15 protein-coding genes are annotated in these 14,093 nt (G+C 61.9%); 8 read left to right on the plus strand and 7 right to left on the minus strand.

Translation table 11 applies throughout. The features are described from left to right. Positions 1-46 precede the first annotated feature (46 nt). Positions 47-931 (minus strand): DMT family transporter, encoded by an 885-nt coding sequence (locus WA145_RS02835; RefSeq protein ID WP_422580115.1) that lies wholly within the window; start codon positions 929-931, stop codon positions 47-49. Between the two features lie 199 nt (positions 932-1,130). Here WA145_RS02835 and erdR point away from each other — a divergent pair, with 199 nt between their 5' ends. Together erdR and WA145_RS02845 are read left to right on the plus strand one after the other, a co-directional pair. Further along, the gene (gene erdR, locus WA145_RS02840) at positions 1,131-1,781 is read left to right on the plus strand and encodes a response regulator transcription factor ErdR (protein ID WP_422580116.1); all 651 of its coding nucleotides are present in this window, start codon (positions 1,131-1,133) and stop codon (positions 1,779-1,781) included. A 53-nt stretch (positions 1,782-1,834) separates the two neighbouring features. Then, a complete protein-coding gene (locus WA145_RS02845) occupies positions 1,835-2,206 on the plus strand; it encodes a diacylglycerol kinase (protein ID WP_422580117.1) in 372 nt (123 codons plus the stop codon). A 60-nt stretch (positions 2,207-2,266) separates the two neighbouring features. Here the strand turns inward: WA145_RS02845 and WA145_RS02850 are convergent, their stop codons facing one another. Then, the gene (locus WA145_RS02850; protein ID WP_422580118.1) at positions 2,267-3,193 is read right to left on the minus strand and encodes a LysR family transcriptional regulator; all 927 of its coding nucleotides are present in this window, start codon (positions 3,191-3,193) and stop codon (positions 2,267-2,269) included. Between the two features lie 122 nt (positions 3,194-3,315). Between WA145_RS02850 and fpr the strand changes: the two genes are divergently transcribed. Further along, positions 3,316-4,095, plus strand: a complete 780-nt coding sequence (gene fpr, locus WA145_RS02855; protein WP_422580119.1) for a ferredoxin-NADP reductase — start codon at positions 3,316-3,318, stop codon at positions 4,093-4,095. Positions 4,096-4,236: 141 nt separating this feature from the next. Here the strand turns inward: fpr and WA145_RS02860 are convergent, their stop codons facing one another. Next, a complete protein-coding gene (locus tag WA145_RS02860) occupies positions 4,237-5,088 on the minus strand; it encodes an ATPase (RefSeq protein WP_422580120.1) in 852 nt (283 codons plus the stop codon). A gap of 375 nt (positions 5,089-5,463) precedes the next feature. On the opposite strand from WA145_RS02860, the gene WA145_RS02865 reads away from it, so the two are divergent. Continuing rightward, positions 5,464-5,775, plus strand: a complete 312-nt coding sequence (locus tag WA145_RS02865) for a hypothetical protein (RefSeq protein ID WP_422580121.1) — start codon at positions 5,464-5,466, stop codon at positions 5,773-5,775. Between the two features lie 172 nt (positions 5,776-5,947). Here the strand turns inward: WA145_RS02865 and WA145_RS02870 are convergent, their stop codons facing one another. After that, positions 5,948-6,940 (minus strand): NAD-dependent epimerase/dehydratase family protein, encoded by a 993-nt coding sequence (locus WA145_RS02870; RefSeq protein WP_422580122.1) that lies wholly within the window; start codon positions 6,938-6,940, stop codon positions 5,948-5,950. Positions 6,941-7,108: 168 nt separating this feature from the next. Between WA145_RS02870 and WA145_RS02875 the strand changes: the two genes are divergently transcribed. Continuing rightward, positions 7,109-8,164 carry a saccharopine dehydrogenase family protein gene (locus tag WA145_RS02875; protein WP_422580123.1) on the plus strand — a complete coding sequence of 352 codons (1,056 nt, stop codon included), beginning with the start codon at positions 7,109-7,111 and terminating at the stop codon, positions 8,162-8,164. On the opposite strand, the gene WA145_RS02880 is transcribed toward WA145_RS02875, so the two are convergent. Further along, positions 8,154-9,050, minus strand: a complete 897-nt coding sequence (locus WA145_RS02880; protein ID WP_422580124.1) for a LysR family transcriptional regulator ArgP — start codon at positions 9,048-9,050, stop codon at positions 8,154-8,156. The two genes, WA145_RS02875 and WA145_RS02880, sit on opposite strands and share 11 nt — an antisense overlap. A gap of 103 nt (positions 9,051-9,153) precedes the next feature. Here WA145_RS02880 and WA145_RS02885 point away from each other — a divergent pair, with 103 nt between their 5' ends. Both WA145_RS02885 and WA145_RS02890 read left to right on the plus strand, forming a co-directional pair. Next, positions 9,154-9,765: a LysE/ArgO family amino acid transporter gene (locus WA145_RS02885; protein ID WP_422580125.1), complete on the plus strand. Its 612-nt coding sequence runs from the start codon at positions 9,154-9,156 to the stop codon at positions 9,763-9,765. A 191-nt stretch (positions 9,766-9,956) separates the two neighbouring features. Continuing rightward, positions 9,957-10,538, plus strand: a complete 582-nt coding sequence (locus WA145_RS02890) for a superoxide dismutase (RefSeq protein ID WP_422580126.1) — start codon at positions 9,957-9,959, stop codon at positions 10,536-10,538. A gap of 63 nt (positions 10,539-10,601) precedes the next feature. Here the strand turns inward: WA145_RS02890 and WA145_RS02895 are convergent, their stop codons facing one another. After that, a complete protein-coding gene (locus tag WA145_RS02895) occupies positions 10,602-10,862 on the minus strand; it encodes a hypothetical protein (protein ID WP_422580127.1) in 261 nt (86 codons plus the stop codon). A gap of 205 nt (positions 10,863-11,067) precedes the next feature. Further along, positions 11,068-11,451: a hypothetical protein gene (locus tag WA145_RS02900; protein ID WP_422580128.1), complete on the minus strand. Its 384-nt coding sequence runs from the start codon at positions 11,449-11,451 to the stop codon at positions 11,068-11,070. A 255-nt stretch (positions 11,452-11,706) separates the two neighbouring features. Between WA145_RS02900 and WA145_RS02905 the strand changes: the two genes are divergently transcribed. Beyond that, entirely contained in the window at positions 11,707-13,770 is a 2,064-nt protein-coding gene (locus tag WA145_RS02905) for a putative bifunctional diguanylate cyclase/phosphodiesterase (RefSeq protein WP_422580129.1), read from the plus strand. The last annotated feature ends 323 nt before the right edge of the window (positions 13,771-14,093 follow it).

Here is a 14,093-nt window from a genome sequence, read left to right on the forward strand (position 1 = left end):
ATCCAATGCACGACCGCCTGCGCGAGTTTCTTTAGCAGACCTGGTTTTATGCCAGTTTCTTTGGCCACAGTTGCGCCAGCAGCATGCCGGCGAACATCAGTGCACAGCCAAAGTAGCCGCGCAGCTCCAGTGACTCACCGAGGAACCAGGCCCCGGCAATCGCGGCGAATACCGCCTCAAGAGAGAAGATGATCGCCGCGTGGGAGGCGATGGCGTCTTTCTGCGCCACCACCTGCAAGGTAAAACCGATGGCCACGCCGAAGATGCCGCCGTAAAGAATCGCCGGCCCGGCGGCGATGATCGCTTGCAGCTGGATTTCCTCGAAGATCACCGCCAGCAGCAGGCTGATCACCGCGCAGGTGATAAATTGCACCAGGGCCAGGCGCAGCGGGTCATGACGGCCGGCAAAGAAGCCCACCAGCAGCACATGCACACCCCAGACAAAAGCCCCGGCCAGTTGCAGCCAGTCGCCGGAGGCCACGCTAAAGCCCTCGCCGACGCTGAGCAGGAACATGCCGACCACCGCCAGGCAGGCCCCCAGCCAGATGCCCAGGCCGGTTTTATGGCCGATAAACAGCCCCAGCAACGGTACGATGATCACGTACAGCCCGGTGATAAAGCCGGAGTTGGTGACGCTGGTAAACAGCAGGCCGACCTGCTGCAGGTTGATCCCCAGGGCGAGCGCCAGGCCCATCAGCACGCCGCCACGCAGCAGTTGACGGTTGAGTGGCGCGACTGTCGTGCTGTTGCTGCGACCTTCCAGCAGACGCAGCACCGGCAGCAGAATCAACGCCGCCAGGGCAAAGCGCAGGCCGCTGTAGAGGAACGGGCCGATGGAGTCCATGCCCAGGCGTTGGGCGACAAACGCCGAGCCCCAGATCATCGCGGTCAGCAGCATCAACAGGTCGGCGCGCAGGGCGTGGCTTCGCATTTCAGGCTCTCGTCGGCAAAGCTGCGAACTGTGCCGCAAAGCGTCGTGCTTGACCACCCCGTCAGTGCTGGGCATGCTTGGTCGCTTTTATGCATTTTCAGGCCCGGTTGCGCGGCAACCCTGCGGCCTGAGTGCACTGTTCACCGTGCCTTGGACAGTACCCCTGGCGGGTATCCATATAACAAAAACAGGATTTACCATGGCCGCTTTTGAAATCCTTATTGCCGATGACCACCCCCTGTTTCGCAGTGCCTTGCAACAGGCGCTGACCCTGGCGTTGGGGCCGGATGTGCGGTTAGTCGAAGCGGCCAGCATTGCCGAGCTGGAAGCCTGCCTGGCGCAGAAGACTGATTGGGATCTGGTGCTGCTCGACCTCAATATGCCCGGCGCTTACGGCTTCTCCGGCCTGGTGCTGCTACGTGGGCAATACCCGCATATTCCGGTGGTGATGATCTCCGCCCAGGAAGAGCCGTCCATCGTCACCCGTTCGCGGGAGTTCGGCGCCAGTGGCTTTATCCCCAAATCCAGTCCGCTGGAGACTATTCAGCAGGCGGTGCGCCAGGTGCTCGATGGTGAGGTCTGGTGGCCGCTGCAGACTCAAGAAGCAATGGCCCTGTCGGCTGAGGCCAAGGCTGCCAGCGCCGGCCTGGCCAGCCTGACGCCGCAGCAGTTTCGCGTATTGACCATGGTCTGCGACGGCTTGCTGAACAAGCAGATCGCCTATGAACTGAGCGTGTCCGAGGCCACGGTAAAGGCCCATGTCACGGCGATTTTCCGTAAGCTCGGGGTGCGTACCCGCACGCAGGCGGCCTTGCTGTTGCAGCAACTGGAATCGATTCCGTCTAACTGAAGTGCTTTTCTTCTAGGCTTGGCGTAGCCTGCCGGGCTCTTTCGCATGTGGTTGTGATGATGTCGCCATTCAAAGGCCAGACCGGCCTTAAACGTGTTCTCAATGCCGCCGGTTATTCCCTGGCCGGCCTGCGCGCCGCCTTTACCGGTGAAGCCGCGTTCCGTCAGTTGCTGCTGATCAACCTGGTACTGGTGCCTTTGGCGTTCTACCTGGACGTCAGCCGCGTCGAGCGCGCCTTGATGGTCGCGGTGTGTCTGCTGGCGCTGATCGTCGAGTTGCTCAACTCGGCGGTGGAGGCCGCCATCGACCGTATCTCCCTGGAGCTGCACCCGCTGTCGAAGAACGCCAAGGACATGGGCAGCGCCGCCCAGTTCACCGCCCTCAGCCTGATTGCCCTGGTCTGGGCGATTATCCTGCTGGGGTAGGCTGGACATGCCGTCTAGCGGCTTGTTCGCCGTGGTGGACAAGGTTGCGCCATGTCCGCCCTACGCGAGGTTAGGCAGGACGATCTGATCGCTGCGTGTCACGCCGGCGGTCAGGGCGCGGCACAGCTCGATAAATTCACGCATGGCGGCGGTCTGGTACTTCTGTTTGTGCCAGATAAAGTAGAACTGCCGACGCAGATCCAGCTCGGGGGTTTCCAGCGCCACCAGGCTGCCGCGGCGAAACGCATCGCGCAGCGCCAGGCGGGAAATGCAGCCAATCCCCAGGCCGGATTCCACCGCGCGTTTAATCGCCTCGGTATGCTCCAGCTCCAGGCGGATATTCAGGCTGCTGGGGTGGTGACGCATGGCCTGGTCGAAGGTCAGGCGCGTGCCGGAACCTTGCTCACGCAGAATCCACGCCTCGCGCGTCAGCTCCTCCAGGCTTGCCTCACCGCGCTGCGCCAGCGCATGTTGCGGCGCACAGAACACCACCAGCTCATCTTCAACCCAGGGCTGCACCTCGATATCCGGGTGCTGGCAGTCGCCTTCGATCATGCCCATGTCCAGCTCGTAGTGGGCAATCTGCTGCACCACGTAGGCGGTGTTGTGCACCTGCAGCTTGACCCGGCATTCCGGGTGGCGCTGCATAAAACTGCCGATCAGCAGGGTGGCTAGGTAGTTACCGACGGTCAGGGTAGCGCCGACATTCAGCGAGCCGTAGCCGCTCTTGCCGCCCAGCAGGCGTTCGATTTCCTTGGCCTGGTCGAGCAGCGCCACCGCTTGTGGCAACAGCTGCAGGCCGAGGGCGTTAAGGCACAGGCGTTTACCGGCGCGGTCGAACAGCTGGCAGTCGGATTGGCGCTCCAGTTCGCTGAGTGAGGTGCTGGTGGCCGATTGCGACAGGGCCAGCGAGTCGGCCGCGCGCGACACGCTTTCCTGCTGGGCCACGGCGACGAAGACTTGCAGTTGTCTGAGGGTAAATCGCATATCTATATAACCGATAACCTATATCTTGATAATCAAGTTAACAGATATTCTGCCGCTCATTACAATGCCGTGCAATTGCGCCTAGGTGCGCTGGCGACATTACCTTCTGCGGAGCTCCGAGCATGAGCAATCTTAACGCCGAGCGCATTCTTAGCGTTCACCACTGGAACGACACGCTGTTCAGCTTCAAGTGCACCCGTGATCCGGGTCTGCGTTTCGAGAATGGCCAGTTCGTGATGATCGGCTTGCAGCAGGAGACCGGTCGCCCGCTGATGCGCGCTTACTCGATCGCCAGCCCGAACTGGGAAGAGCACCTGGAGTTCTTCAGCATCAAGGTGCCGGATGGCCCGCTGACCTCGCAGCTGCAGCACCTCAAGGAAGGTGACGAGATCATCATCAGCAAGAAGCCCACCGGCACCCTGGTGCTGGATGACCTCAACCCCGGCAAGCACCTGTACCTGCTCAGTACCGGCACCGGCCTGGCGCCGTTTATGAGCGTGATTCAGGACCCGGAAACCTATGAGCGCTTCGAGAAGGTGATTCTGGTGCACGGTGTGCGCTATGTGAACGAAGTGGCCTACCGCGAATTTATCACCGAGCACCTACCGCAGAATGAATTCTTCGGCGATGCGCTGAGGAACAAGTTGATCTACTACCCGACGGTGACCCGTGAACCCTTCGAGAACCAGGGCCGCCTGACCGACCTGATGCGCAGCGGCAAGCTGTTCGAGGATATCGGCCTGCCGCCGATCAACCCGCAGGACGACCGCGCGATGATCTGTGGCAGCCCGAGCATGCTCGATGAAACCAGCGAAGTGCTCAACGAGTTCGGCCTGAAAATCTCCCCGCGCATGCGTGAGCCGGGTGATTACCTGATCGAGCGCGCCTTCGTCGAGAAGTAAGGCCGCAGTAGACAGTAAGAAGAAGCCCGCCAATCGGCGGGCTTCTTCTTGGCTGCGATCCCAGCGCCGGTCTCGGGTCTCTCGAATTAGCGCTATGCAGGGCATCGAGTCAGTGACTGCGTAGCAGGTGCGAGGCAGGTTTTAGCGTGCGTCGATCTGCTGCTGCAAGTTCTGCACCTGCGCCTGCAGGGTGCTGATATTGCGGGTCATCTGCGCGCGGAAGGCGTCGAACTCAGCCGTGCTGCTGCCGGCGGAACGGGTTTCCAGATCGCTTTTCAGCACCAGCAGGTCCTGCTCGATGCGGGCGATGGCCTGGTTGGGGTTGCCCTGTTTTTTCAGCGCTGCGATCTCGCCGCTCAAGCCGGCCAGCTGCTCATCGACTTTGCTCTGCCCGGCCAGCGCGCTTTTCAGGGCGGCTTGCTCGCTTTTCAGCGCCGCCTGTTCGGCGTTGATTTTCTTCACGCTGGCGTCCAGCGCGGCACTGCTGCCTTCCTGGCTCTTGAGCTGTACAGCCAGTTGCTCAAGACGTTTGCTTTGCTCACTCCGCTGGCTGCTGGCGCCCTGCTGTTGCTTGCTCAGCTCCGCCAGTTTGCTTTCCAGCTGCTTGACCTGCAGTTTCAGCGCTTCACTGCCGCTGGTGACTGTGGACTCGGTGGCCACCACCTTGCCGGAAATATCCTGAATACGACCTGCCGCCTCCTCGCTGATGCGCGCGAAGCTTTCCTGGGTAGCAACCAACTGCTGCTCCATCAGGCTGATCTGCTGAAAACTCCACCAGCCGAGCCCGCCCAAGGCAATCATCAAGGCGCCGACCAGCGCCCAGAGTGGGCCGGTGCTGGCCGACTTTACCGGCACAGCGGCCGCCGCACGGCCATAGCTGTTAGCGCGTGCTGGCTGCGCGTGGTCGGCGGCATAGTCGTCGTGATCGTGATCGCGTTGATCAGCTCGCAGGCTGGGCACGTGATCGAGTTCGTCGTGGGCATCGTTACGCATGGTTCAACCTTCAAGAAAGCGCGGGGGGAGGGGCCTGCCGGACTTAACGCGGTTCTGCTGCCGAACAGCTCGACAGGCTCCAAGCAAATCGCCGCGCAGTATAACGGTTCGCGCGCAGCCCTTCAGTGTCGCGCCATGCCAGTGCGAGGCGCACCGACGAAGGGCACGACACAGCCATCGACCCGCTGCAGCCCGCGCAGTTCCACAGGCTGTGAACTGGTATGCGCTTTGCAATTACCTATTGCGAAGTTTTCGCAGCGCCAGGGAGCACCGGTGCTGCAGGCGCGATCCGCACGCGGCAAACGCGGCGAGACCAGGCGGGTGGCATTCCGGATGGATGACGCCCAGCCCACTTGTACTAACGGGGGAAGGTCCATGGAGCTGAACAGAGAAGTACTCGATTGCATGATGAGCCTGCGCCGCAGGCTGCGCGAAGAACTGACGGTGGACATTCGCATGAGCCAGCCGGATGCGATCAACAGCATGCTCAGCGCCTGCCTCAGCTCAAGTAATGAGCAAACCCGCCAACTGGGACAACTGCTGGCCCAGTACAGCGACCGCCCCTTCGGTGAGTCCGCGACCACACCCCGGATGCAGGCCGGTCATCCGCTGCTGGTGGAAGAACCGGCGCAGCGCCCGGCCAGCGCCTCGGTACGGATGTATCGCGGACAGCGTGTTTACGCCTGAGAACCTGCATACGATCTGCTGCGCGTCGGCCCTGCAGCGTTAAAAACAGGCTCGGAATGCTCATTTACACCAGTAAACTCCGCTTCCTCGCCGTTTTGACCAGCCGAAGGCTGTTACTACGTAGCGCCTTGCAGGACTCTAGCTCGCAAGATCGTAAACAGGTTCTAAATAGTCAGCTCGGATGATGCGCCTGCCACCAGGCGCAGAATTCATCCAGCGCACTCCATAGGCTGGCCTTGGGCTCGTACTGCAGATACTGCTGCGCGCGGCTGATATCCAGGGAGAAATCCTTGGCCATCACCGCCACACCCAGGCGGAACAGGGTTGGCTCCGGGCGCCCCGGCAGCAGCTTGCACACACCCTCGTTCAACGCCGCCGCACCGTAGGCCAGGCCATAGGGCAGATGGCGGGTCACGGGCGGCAGATCGAGCTTGCGCAGCACGTAATTGACCACGTCCCACAACGACACCGGCGCGCCAGTGCTGATGTTGTAGACCTGCCCCAGCGCCGGCCCGGCGGCCAGCAGGCAACTCATCAAGGCCTGGTTGAGGTTGTGCACGCTGGTGAAGTCGACCTTGTTCAGGCCGTTGCCGATGATCGACAAACGGCCCTTGCGCTGCATATTGATCAGCCGAGGAAAGATGCTGGTATCGCCCGCGCCGGTAACAAAGCGCGGACGCAGCGCCAGCACCTCCAGGCCAAATTCCTGGGCGGCAAACACCTGCTGCTCGGCGAGAAACTTGGTCTTGCCGTAGTGATCGGAAAAGTGCTTGGGCAGCTGTTCTTCACGCAGGCCGACATGCGCCTGACCATCGAAATACACCGACGGCGAAGACAAATGCACCAGCCGCCGTACCTTCTGTTTCAGGCAGGCATCCACCACGTTCTCGGTGACCGTGACGTTAGCCTGATAGAAGTGCTCATAACGCCCCCACACCCCGACCGCACCGGCGCAATGCACCACCGCTGCAACATCCCGGCACAGCTGTTGTACCAGCTCCGGGTCGGACAGATCGCCCTGGACAAACTCCGCGCCGCGCGCGCGCAGGTGCTCAACGCCCTCGGCACGGCGACCGTTGACCCGCACGCTCAAGCCCTGTTCCAAGGCAAAACGGGCGAAACGCCCACCGATAAAGCCACTGGCCCCGGTTACCAGAATCTTCATTGCCGCCCCCTTTGCCTTGATTGCAGGCCACTCTAGCAGCGCACGCCAGCCGCTGCCGTGGCATTGCAGGCCAGAACAACGACTGCACACACCCTGCGATAGGCCAACAGGACCGCACATAGCGACTAAGCTGCCAGACGCAACCCTATAACAATTAAGGAGCACTGGATGGCCACGCACTGGATGATCTACGGCGCCAATGGTTACACCGGCCACCTGCTGGCCACCGAAGCCAGGCGCCAGGGCCTCACGCCGATTCTGGCGGGCCGCAACCCGGCCGCCGTACACGCACTCGGCAGCCTGCTGGGCCTGGAGTGCCGAATATTCGATATCAACCAGCTGGATCGAGCCAAGGAAGCCCTGGCCGATATTGCCGTGGTCGCCCACTGCGCCGGGCCATTCTCTGCCACCAGCGCGCCGATGCTCGATGCCTGCCTGGCCAGCGCCACGCACTACGTCGACATCACCGGCGAAATCAGCGTGTTCGAAGCCGCTCAGCAACGTCATCAGCAGGCGCGCGAGATGGCTGTGGTGGTCTGCCCCGGCGTGGGCTTCGATGTGATCCCCAGCGATTGCCTGGCCGCCTGCCTGCACCAGGCCCTGCCCGATGCCACGCACCTGGCACTGGGGTTCGACAGTGGCAGCGGGCTGTCGCCCGGCACCGCGAAAACCTCGGTGGAAGGCCTGAAGTTTGGTGGCAAGGTGCGCCGCGCAGGGGGCATCACCGATGTCCCACTGGGCTATAAACGCCGCGTCATCAACTTTGGCCGCGGTGAAAAGCCCGCCGTAACCATTCCCTGGGGCGATGTTTCCACCGCCTACCACTCCACCGGCATCGACAATATCGAGGTGTACCTGCCCACACCGACGGCAGCCGCGATCGTGATGCGCCTGATCGACCCGCTGCGTGCCCTGCTGGGCCTGGATGCGGTGCAGAACTGGCTCAAGCGGCTGATCGAAAAACGCGTCAGCGGCCCTGATGAAGCCAGCCGCGCCCGCCAGCGCACCTGGCTGTGGGGCGAGGCGCGTAATGCCGCCGGCGTGGTGAAAACCGCGCGCCTGGAAACCGCCAACGGCTATGACGTGACCGTGCACGGCGCCTTGCTGGCCGTGCGGCACTTGCTCGATTACAGCGGCCCCGGCGGTTACTTCACCCCCAGCAAGCTGCTCGGCGAGCGTTGTGTGGAACAGCTGCCGGGCTCGGGCAAAGTAGTTATTTGCTGAGCGCGACCAAGCTGTGGCTGGCCGCCTGGGTAAGGTGGCGAGTCAGCTGATTAAGCAACTCGCCGCCATTACGCCAATGGTGCCAATACAGCGGCACATCGATTGGCCGGTCGCTGATCAACTCGAGCAGTTCGCCACGAGCCATCTCCCCCTGCACCTGCAGCTCCGGAATCAGCCCCCAGCCAAATCCGGCCTGGGCCAGACGGATAAAGCCTTCGGATGACGGGCACAGATGGTGAGCAAAGCCGCCTTCGACGCCCAGGCCGGACAGGTAGCGATGTTGCAACAAATCATCCGGGCCAAATACGATGGCCGGCGCATGGGCCAACGCCTGCGCCGTCACCCCTGTCGGGAAATGCCGGGCAATAAACCCTGGACTGGCCATGGCACGATACCGCATCGCCCCCAGCAACACGGCACGCGCACCGGCTACCGGGCGTTCGCTGGCGCACACGCAGGCTGCCACTTCGCCAGCGCGCATGCGTTTGAGGCCGACCTCCTGATCTTCCACCAGCAGATCCAGCAGCAAGCGCTGCTCGCTGCAGAACGCGCCTACGGCGCCGGCCCACCAGGTGGCCAGGCTGTCGGCATTCAGCGCAATGCGTAGGCGCTCGGGCAGACCGCCCTCATCCAGCCCCGGTACTTGCGCCTGAATATCGCGCTCCAGCAGACGCACCTGCTGCACATGGTTGAGCAAACGCCGGCCGATTTCCGTCGGCGCCGGCGGCAGCGCGCGCACCAGCACCGGTTGGCCGACGCGCGCCTCCAGCAGCTTGATCCGCTGCGACACCGCCGACTGCGACAGGCCCAGCACCTGTGCCGCGCGCTCAAACCCGGCCTGCTCGACAACAGCGGCCAGGGCGGCGAGTAGTTTGTAATCCAGCAAAATAAGATTTCCTAATGAGTGATCAGGATTATTGGTTTCTCTTATATACCCAGCCGCAGCAGACTGGCCAGCATCAAACGGGACAGCTGCCGGAGAACGACTGATGTGGCAAAGCTATAGCAATGGATTACTGATCGCCGCCGGGCTGATCATCGCCCTCGGCGCGCAGAATGCCTTCGTCCTGGCGCAGAGCCTGCGCCGCGAGCATCACCTACCGGTGGCACTGCTCTGTGTGGTCTGCGATGCCTTGCTGGTCACTGCCGGGGTATTCGGCCTGGCCGCCGTATTGGCGCAGAGCCCGGTTCTGCTGGGTGTGGCGCGCTGGGGTGGGGCGGCCTTTCTGCTCTGGTATGGCGCCCAGGCACTGGTTCGCGCCAGTCGTCCGCAGGCACTCAATCAGACTTACGACAGCGGCCCGCGCTCACGCCGCGCAGTGCTGCTGGCGGCCCTGGCCGTGACCCTGCTTAACCCGCACGTGTATCTGGATACCGTGCTGCTGATCGGCTCACTCGGCGCGCAGCAGCCGGTGCCCGGCGCCTATGCCCTGGGCGCGGCCAGCGCTTCATTAATGTGGTTCTTCTGCCTGGCCCTGGGTGCGGCCTGGCTAGCGCCCTGGTTGGCGCGCCCGAGCACCTGGCGCTTTATCGACCTGGGTGTGGCCTTGATGATGTTCAGCATTGCCTGGCAGCTGCTAAGCAATCCAGGGATGCTCTAATCCTGAGATGCTCTAAAACGGCCCGCCCGCAACGCGCCGAGGTGGTTTTCCACACAGTTGCCGCGTGTTTAAGGCGCAGGGCCAGTGCTATGATTCATGGCTCGCGGCGCAAAGAGATAACTCACGCCGCTAGAGGGCCGCCCGTGATCGGCCTCGCGCACACCGCACCTGACCTGATTAGGAGATAGACCATGGCTTTCGAATTGCCGCCGCTGCCTTACGCTCATGACGCCCTGCAGCCGCATATTTCCAAGGAAACCTTGGAATTCCACCACGACAAGCACCACAACACCTACGTCGTGAACCTGAACAACCTGGTCCCAGGCACCGAGTTCGAAGGCAAAACCCTGGAAGAGATCGTCAAGACCTCTTCGGGCGGCATCTTCAACAACGCCGCTCAGGTCTGGAACCACACCTTCTACTGGAACTGCCTGGCGCCTAACGCCGGTGGCCAGCCGACCGGTGCCCTGGCTGACGCGATCAACGCGGCCTTCGGTTCCTTCGACAAGTTCAAGGAAGAGTTCAGCAAAGTCTCCATCGGCACCTTCGGTTCCGGCTGGGGCTGGCTGGTGAAGAAGGCTGACGGTTCCCTGGCCCTGGCCAGCACCATCGGCGCCGGCTGCCCGCTGACCAGTGGCGACACCCCGCTGCTGACCTGCGACGTCTGGGAGCACGCCTACTACATCGACTACCGCAACCTGCGCCCGAAGTATGTTGAGGCGTTCTGGAACCTGGTCAACTGGGACTTCGTCGCGCAAAACTACGCCGCCTAAGCACCTGCGTAACCTACAAGAAACCCGGCCCGGCGCCGGGTTTCTTGCTATGTGAGAAGCGTTTTACAGCAGCTTGCGCGGCGCGAACGCCAGGTGCCGCGCCTCCACCTGCCGCACCACCATGCCCAACCGCTGCCGCCAGCTGAGCAGCAGCGGCTTCGGGGCGGGCAGTAAGGCCGATAACGGCCCAGTCAGCGCGCCCGCCAGTTCGCGGTAGAGTTTGGCGCGCTCCAGCTTGCGTGCAGTGGTCGCGGCCACCTCGCCGAGAAACTTATTGAGCGCAAACGGCGGTCTGTCGGCATATTTGCTTTCCCACAGCGCCAAGCCCGGTGTAGATCGCCCGTCGGCGAGTTGCCAGGCTCATCTCACACCCTTCTCGGCAGATCGTTGTTATCGAAGGCCACGGCCAGGTTGAACTCGGCATAATCCAGACCGCGTTGTTCATGCAGGTCGAGGTGCGCAGACCAAGGGTTTTCGCCAGCAACAGATAGAGCATCACGTGAAACAGCAAGAAGGTAAAACCCCAGGGTTAGCCTGTATGCGGCGCGAAATGGCTCATGCCGAACCAGCTGGTGATATTGCTGCCGAACATCAGACCGAAGCCCAGCAACCAGAAAGTGATGCCGCCGACGCAGCCGTCCATGTAATTTTTCATCATCACATTGACCGTGTTCTTCGCCCGCGACATGCCGCTTTCCAACAAGGCAAAGCCAGCCTGCATAAAGAACACCAGCGCGCTGGCCAACACCCGCCAGGCGGTATTGAGCGCCTTATCACTGGTTGCCTGCACCAATGGCGAAACCGCAAAAGCAGCTAGCCCTAACAGTCGAGCGTTCAGCGCAGCGTGCCCCATGACGGTGAGTACAGGGGGCTTCGCAACGCTCATGCCAAACAAAAAATAGCCGGGCGCCACTTTTAACGGTGCCTAGCCACGGCCCGAAGGGTGGCCGCCAGGGATAGCAGGCCATAAAACCGCCAAACGGTGCTCAAGTCGCCGTCAATTCGCACCGACACAGTGCTGGCAGCCAATACAGCTGCCAGCCTCCGCGCCATCGCCGCGCAGATCATTTGTTCGACGAAGTATGGTAATGGCCCTTTGACTGCAAGCACGACTTTGCCAATACTCACAGGCGTCTGACGCCGAAGGCCTCGAACAAGGAATTGCCATTTGAAGCTGGAACTCAAACACAGCTTGTCACTCAAGCTGCTCCGCGTAGTGCTGTTATCAGCGTTGATCGTCGGCGTAGTCCTGAGTCTTGCGCAGATTGTCTTTGACGTTTACAAGACGCGTCAGGCAGTCGCCAATGATGCGCACCGCATCCTCGGCATGTTCCGCGACCCTTCCACCCAAGCGGTGTATAGCCTGGACCGGGAAATGGGCATGCAGGTGATTGAAGGCCTGTTCCAGCATGAGTCGGTGCGTATGGCCGCCATCGGCCACCCTAACGAACCGATGCTGGCGGAGAAAGCCCGCGAACAAGTCGACATACCGACGCGCTGGCTGACCGACCCGATCCTTGGCAAAGAACAGAATTTCACCACCCAACTGGTCGGTCGAGGGCCCTACAGCGAATACTACGGCGACCTCAGCATCACCCTCGACACCGCGCCCTATGGTCAGAACTTTGTCACCAACTCGGTGATTATCTTTATTTCCGGGGTCCTGCGCGCCCTGGCTATGGGCCTGGTGTTGTACCTGGTCTACCACCTGCTGCTGACCAAGCCGCTGTCGAAAATTATCGAGCACCTGACCAACATCAACCCGGACCGCCCCAGCGAGCACAAGCTGCCGATGCTCAAGGGTAACGAGAAGAACGAGCTGGGCCTGTGGATCAACACCGCCAACCAGTTGCTCTCATCCATCGAGCGCAACACCAGCCTGCGCCGCGAGGCGGAAAACAGCCTGCTGCGCATGGCCCAGTACGACTTCCTCACCGGCCTGCCGAACCGTCAGCAACTGCAACAGCAACTCGACCAGATTCTCGGTGATGCCGGGCGTCTGCAGCGTCGCGTTGCCGTCCTCTGCGTCGGCCTGGATGACTTCAAAGGGATCAACGAACAATTCAGCTACCAGACTGGTGACCAGCTGTTGCTGGCCCTGTCCGATCGCCTGCGCAGCCACAGTGGCCGCCTCGGTGCCCTGGCGCGTCTGGGCGGCGACCAATTTGCCCTGGTGCAGGCCGATATCGAGCAGCCTTATGAGGCCGCCGAGCTGGCGCAGAGCGTGCTCGATGACCTCGACAATCCCTTTATGCTCGACCAGCAGCAAGTGCGCCTGCGCGCCACCATCGGTATCACCTTGTTCCCGGAAGATGGCGACACCACCGAGAAGCTGCTGCAGAAAGCCGAGCAGACCATGACTCTGGCCAAGAGCCGCTCGCGCAACCGCTACCAGTTCTATATCGCCAGCGTCGATAGCGAAATGCGCCGCCGCCGTGAGCTGGAAAAAGACCTGCGCGACGCCCTGGCCTTGAATCAGCTGCACTTGGTCTATCAACCTCAGGTCGATTACCGCGACCACAGCGTGGTCGGCGTCGAAGCGCTGCTGCGCTGGCAGCACCCACAACATGGTTCTGTGCCGCCGGATCTGTTTATTCCACTGGCCGAACAGAACGGCACCATTATTCCGATTGGCGAATGGATTCTCGACCAGACCTGCCGCCAGCTGCGCGACTGGCATGATTTGGGCTTTACCGAACTGCGCATGGCGGTCAACCTGTCCACTGTGCAGCTGCATCACGCCGAGCTGCCGCGGGTGGTGAACAACCTGATGCAGGTCTACCGTCTGCCGTTGCGCAGCCTGGAGCTGGAAGTCACGGAAACCGGCCTGATGGAAGACATCAACACTGCCGCCCAGCACCTGCTCAGCCTGCGCCGCTCTGGTGCGCTGATCGCTATCGACGACTTCGGTACCGGCTACTCCTCGCTGAGCTACCTAAAGAGCCTGCCACTGGACAAGATCAAGATCGACAAGAGCTTCGTCCAGGACCTGCTGGAAGACGAGGACGACGCGACCATCGTGCGCGCCATTATCCAGTTGGGTAAGAGCCTGGGCATGCAGGTGATCGCCGAGGGTGTGGAAACCGTCGAGCAGGAGGCCTATATCATCGCCCAAGGCTGTAATGAGGGGCAGGGCTATCTGTACAGCAAGCCACTGCCAGCGCGCGAGCTGACGGCCTACCTGAAACAGGCCCGGCGCCTGAACAACGCAGCTAATCCGGCCACGCTCTAAGCATCTGCCGCCGGTCTGCGGCGTGTCAGCTAGATGGCGTCAAGCACGGCTCAGGCAGTGCTTGCCGCTCACCGCTGTTTGGGCTCTGTAAAACGTGCGCGCAAATAACGGTCCAACACCTTAGGGTGGGCTTAGCCAACCACGAACTGCTCCGGGGGCGTGTTGATCAGCCCCCTGGGTCGTCAGCTGCTGGGCGCGCTTGGGCCTACGTTGTCTCAGCGGCGTCCAGCTGGGCACTGCGCTCTGTACGTCCCAGGTACTCTTGTTGCCGTTCGAGCTGCGTGAGGCTTGGGTGCGCGCAGACCAAGGCCTCTACCGTCGCT

The sequence above is a fragment of the Pseudomonas sp. genome, assembly GCF_049301935.1.
In the GTDB taxonomy this organism is placed as follows: Bacteria; Pseudomonadota; Gammaproteobacteria; order Pseudomonadales; family Pseudomonadaceae; genus Aquipseudomonas.

What these genes read in the sequence shown, in the direction of transcription:
- WA145_RS02835 (WP_422580115.1), bottom strand. Translation starts at nt 931, where the DNA reads ATGCGAAGCCACGCCCTGCGCGCCGACCTGTTGATGCTGCTGACCGCG.
- erdR (WP_422580116.1), top strand. Translation starts at nt 1,131, where the DNA reads ATGGCCGCTTTTGAAATCCTTATTGCCGATGACCACCCCCTGTTTCGC.
- WA145_RS02850 (WP_422580118.1), bottom strand. Translation starts at nt 3,193, where the DNA reads ATGCGATTTACCCTCAGACAACTGCAAGTCTTCGTCGCCGTGGCCCAG.
- fpr (WP_422580119.1), top strand. Translation starts at nt 3,316, where the DNA reads ATGAGCAATCTTAACGCCGAGCGCATTCTTAGCGTTCACCACTGGAAC.
- WA145_RS02860 (WP_422580120.1), bottom strand. Translation starts at nt 5,088, where the DNA reads ATGCGTAACGATGCCCACGACGAACTCGATCACGTGCCCAGCCTGCGA.
- WA145_RS02865 (WP_422580121.1), top strand. Translation starts at nt 5,464, where the DNA reads ATGGAGCTGAACAGAGAAGTACTCGATTGCATGATGAGCCTGCGCCGC.
- WA145_RS02870 (WP_422580122.1), bottom strand. Translation starts at nt 6,940, where the DNA reads ATGAAGATTCTGGTAACCGGGGCCAGTGGCTTTATCGGTGGGCGTTTC.
- WA145_RS02875 (WP_422580123.1), top strand. Translation starts at nt 7,109, where the DNA reads ATGGCCACGCACTGGATGATCTACGGCGCCAATGGTTACACCGGCCAC.
- WA145_RS02885 (WP_422580125.1), top strand. Translation starts at nt 9,154, where the DNA reads ATGTGGCAAAGCTATAGCAATGGATTACTGATCGCCGCCGGGCTGATC.
- WA145_RS02890 (WP_422580126.1), top strand. Translation starts at nt 9,957, where the DNA reads ATGGCTTTCGAATTGCCGCCGCTGCCTTACGCTCATGACGCCCTGCAG.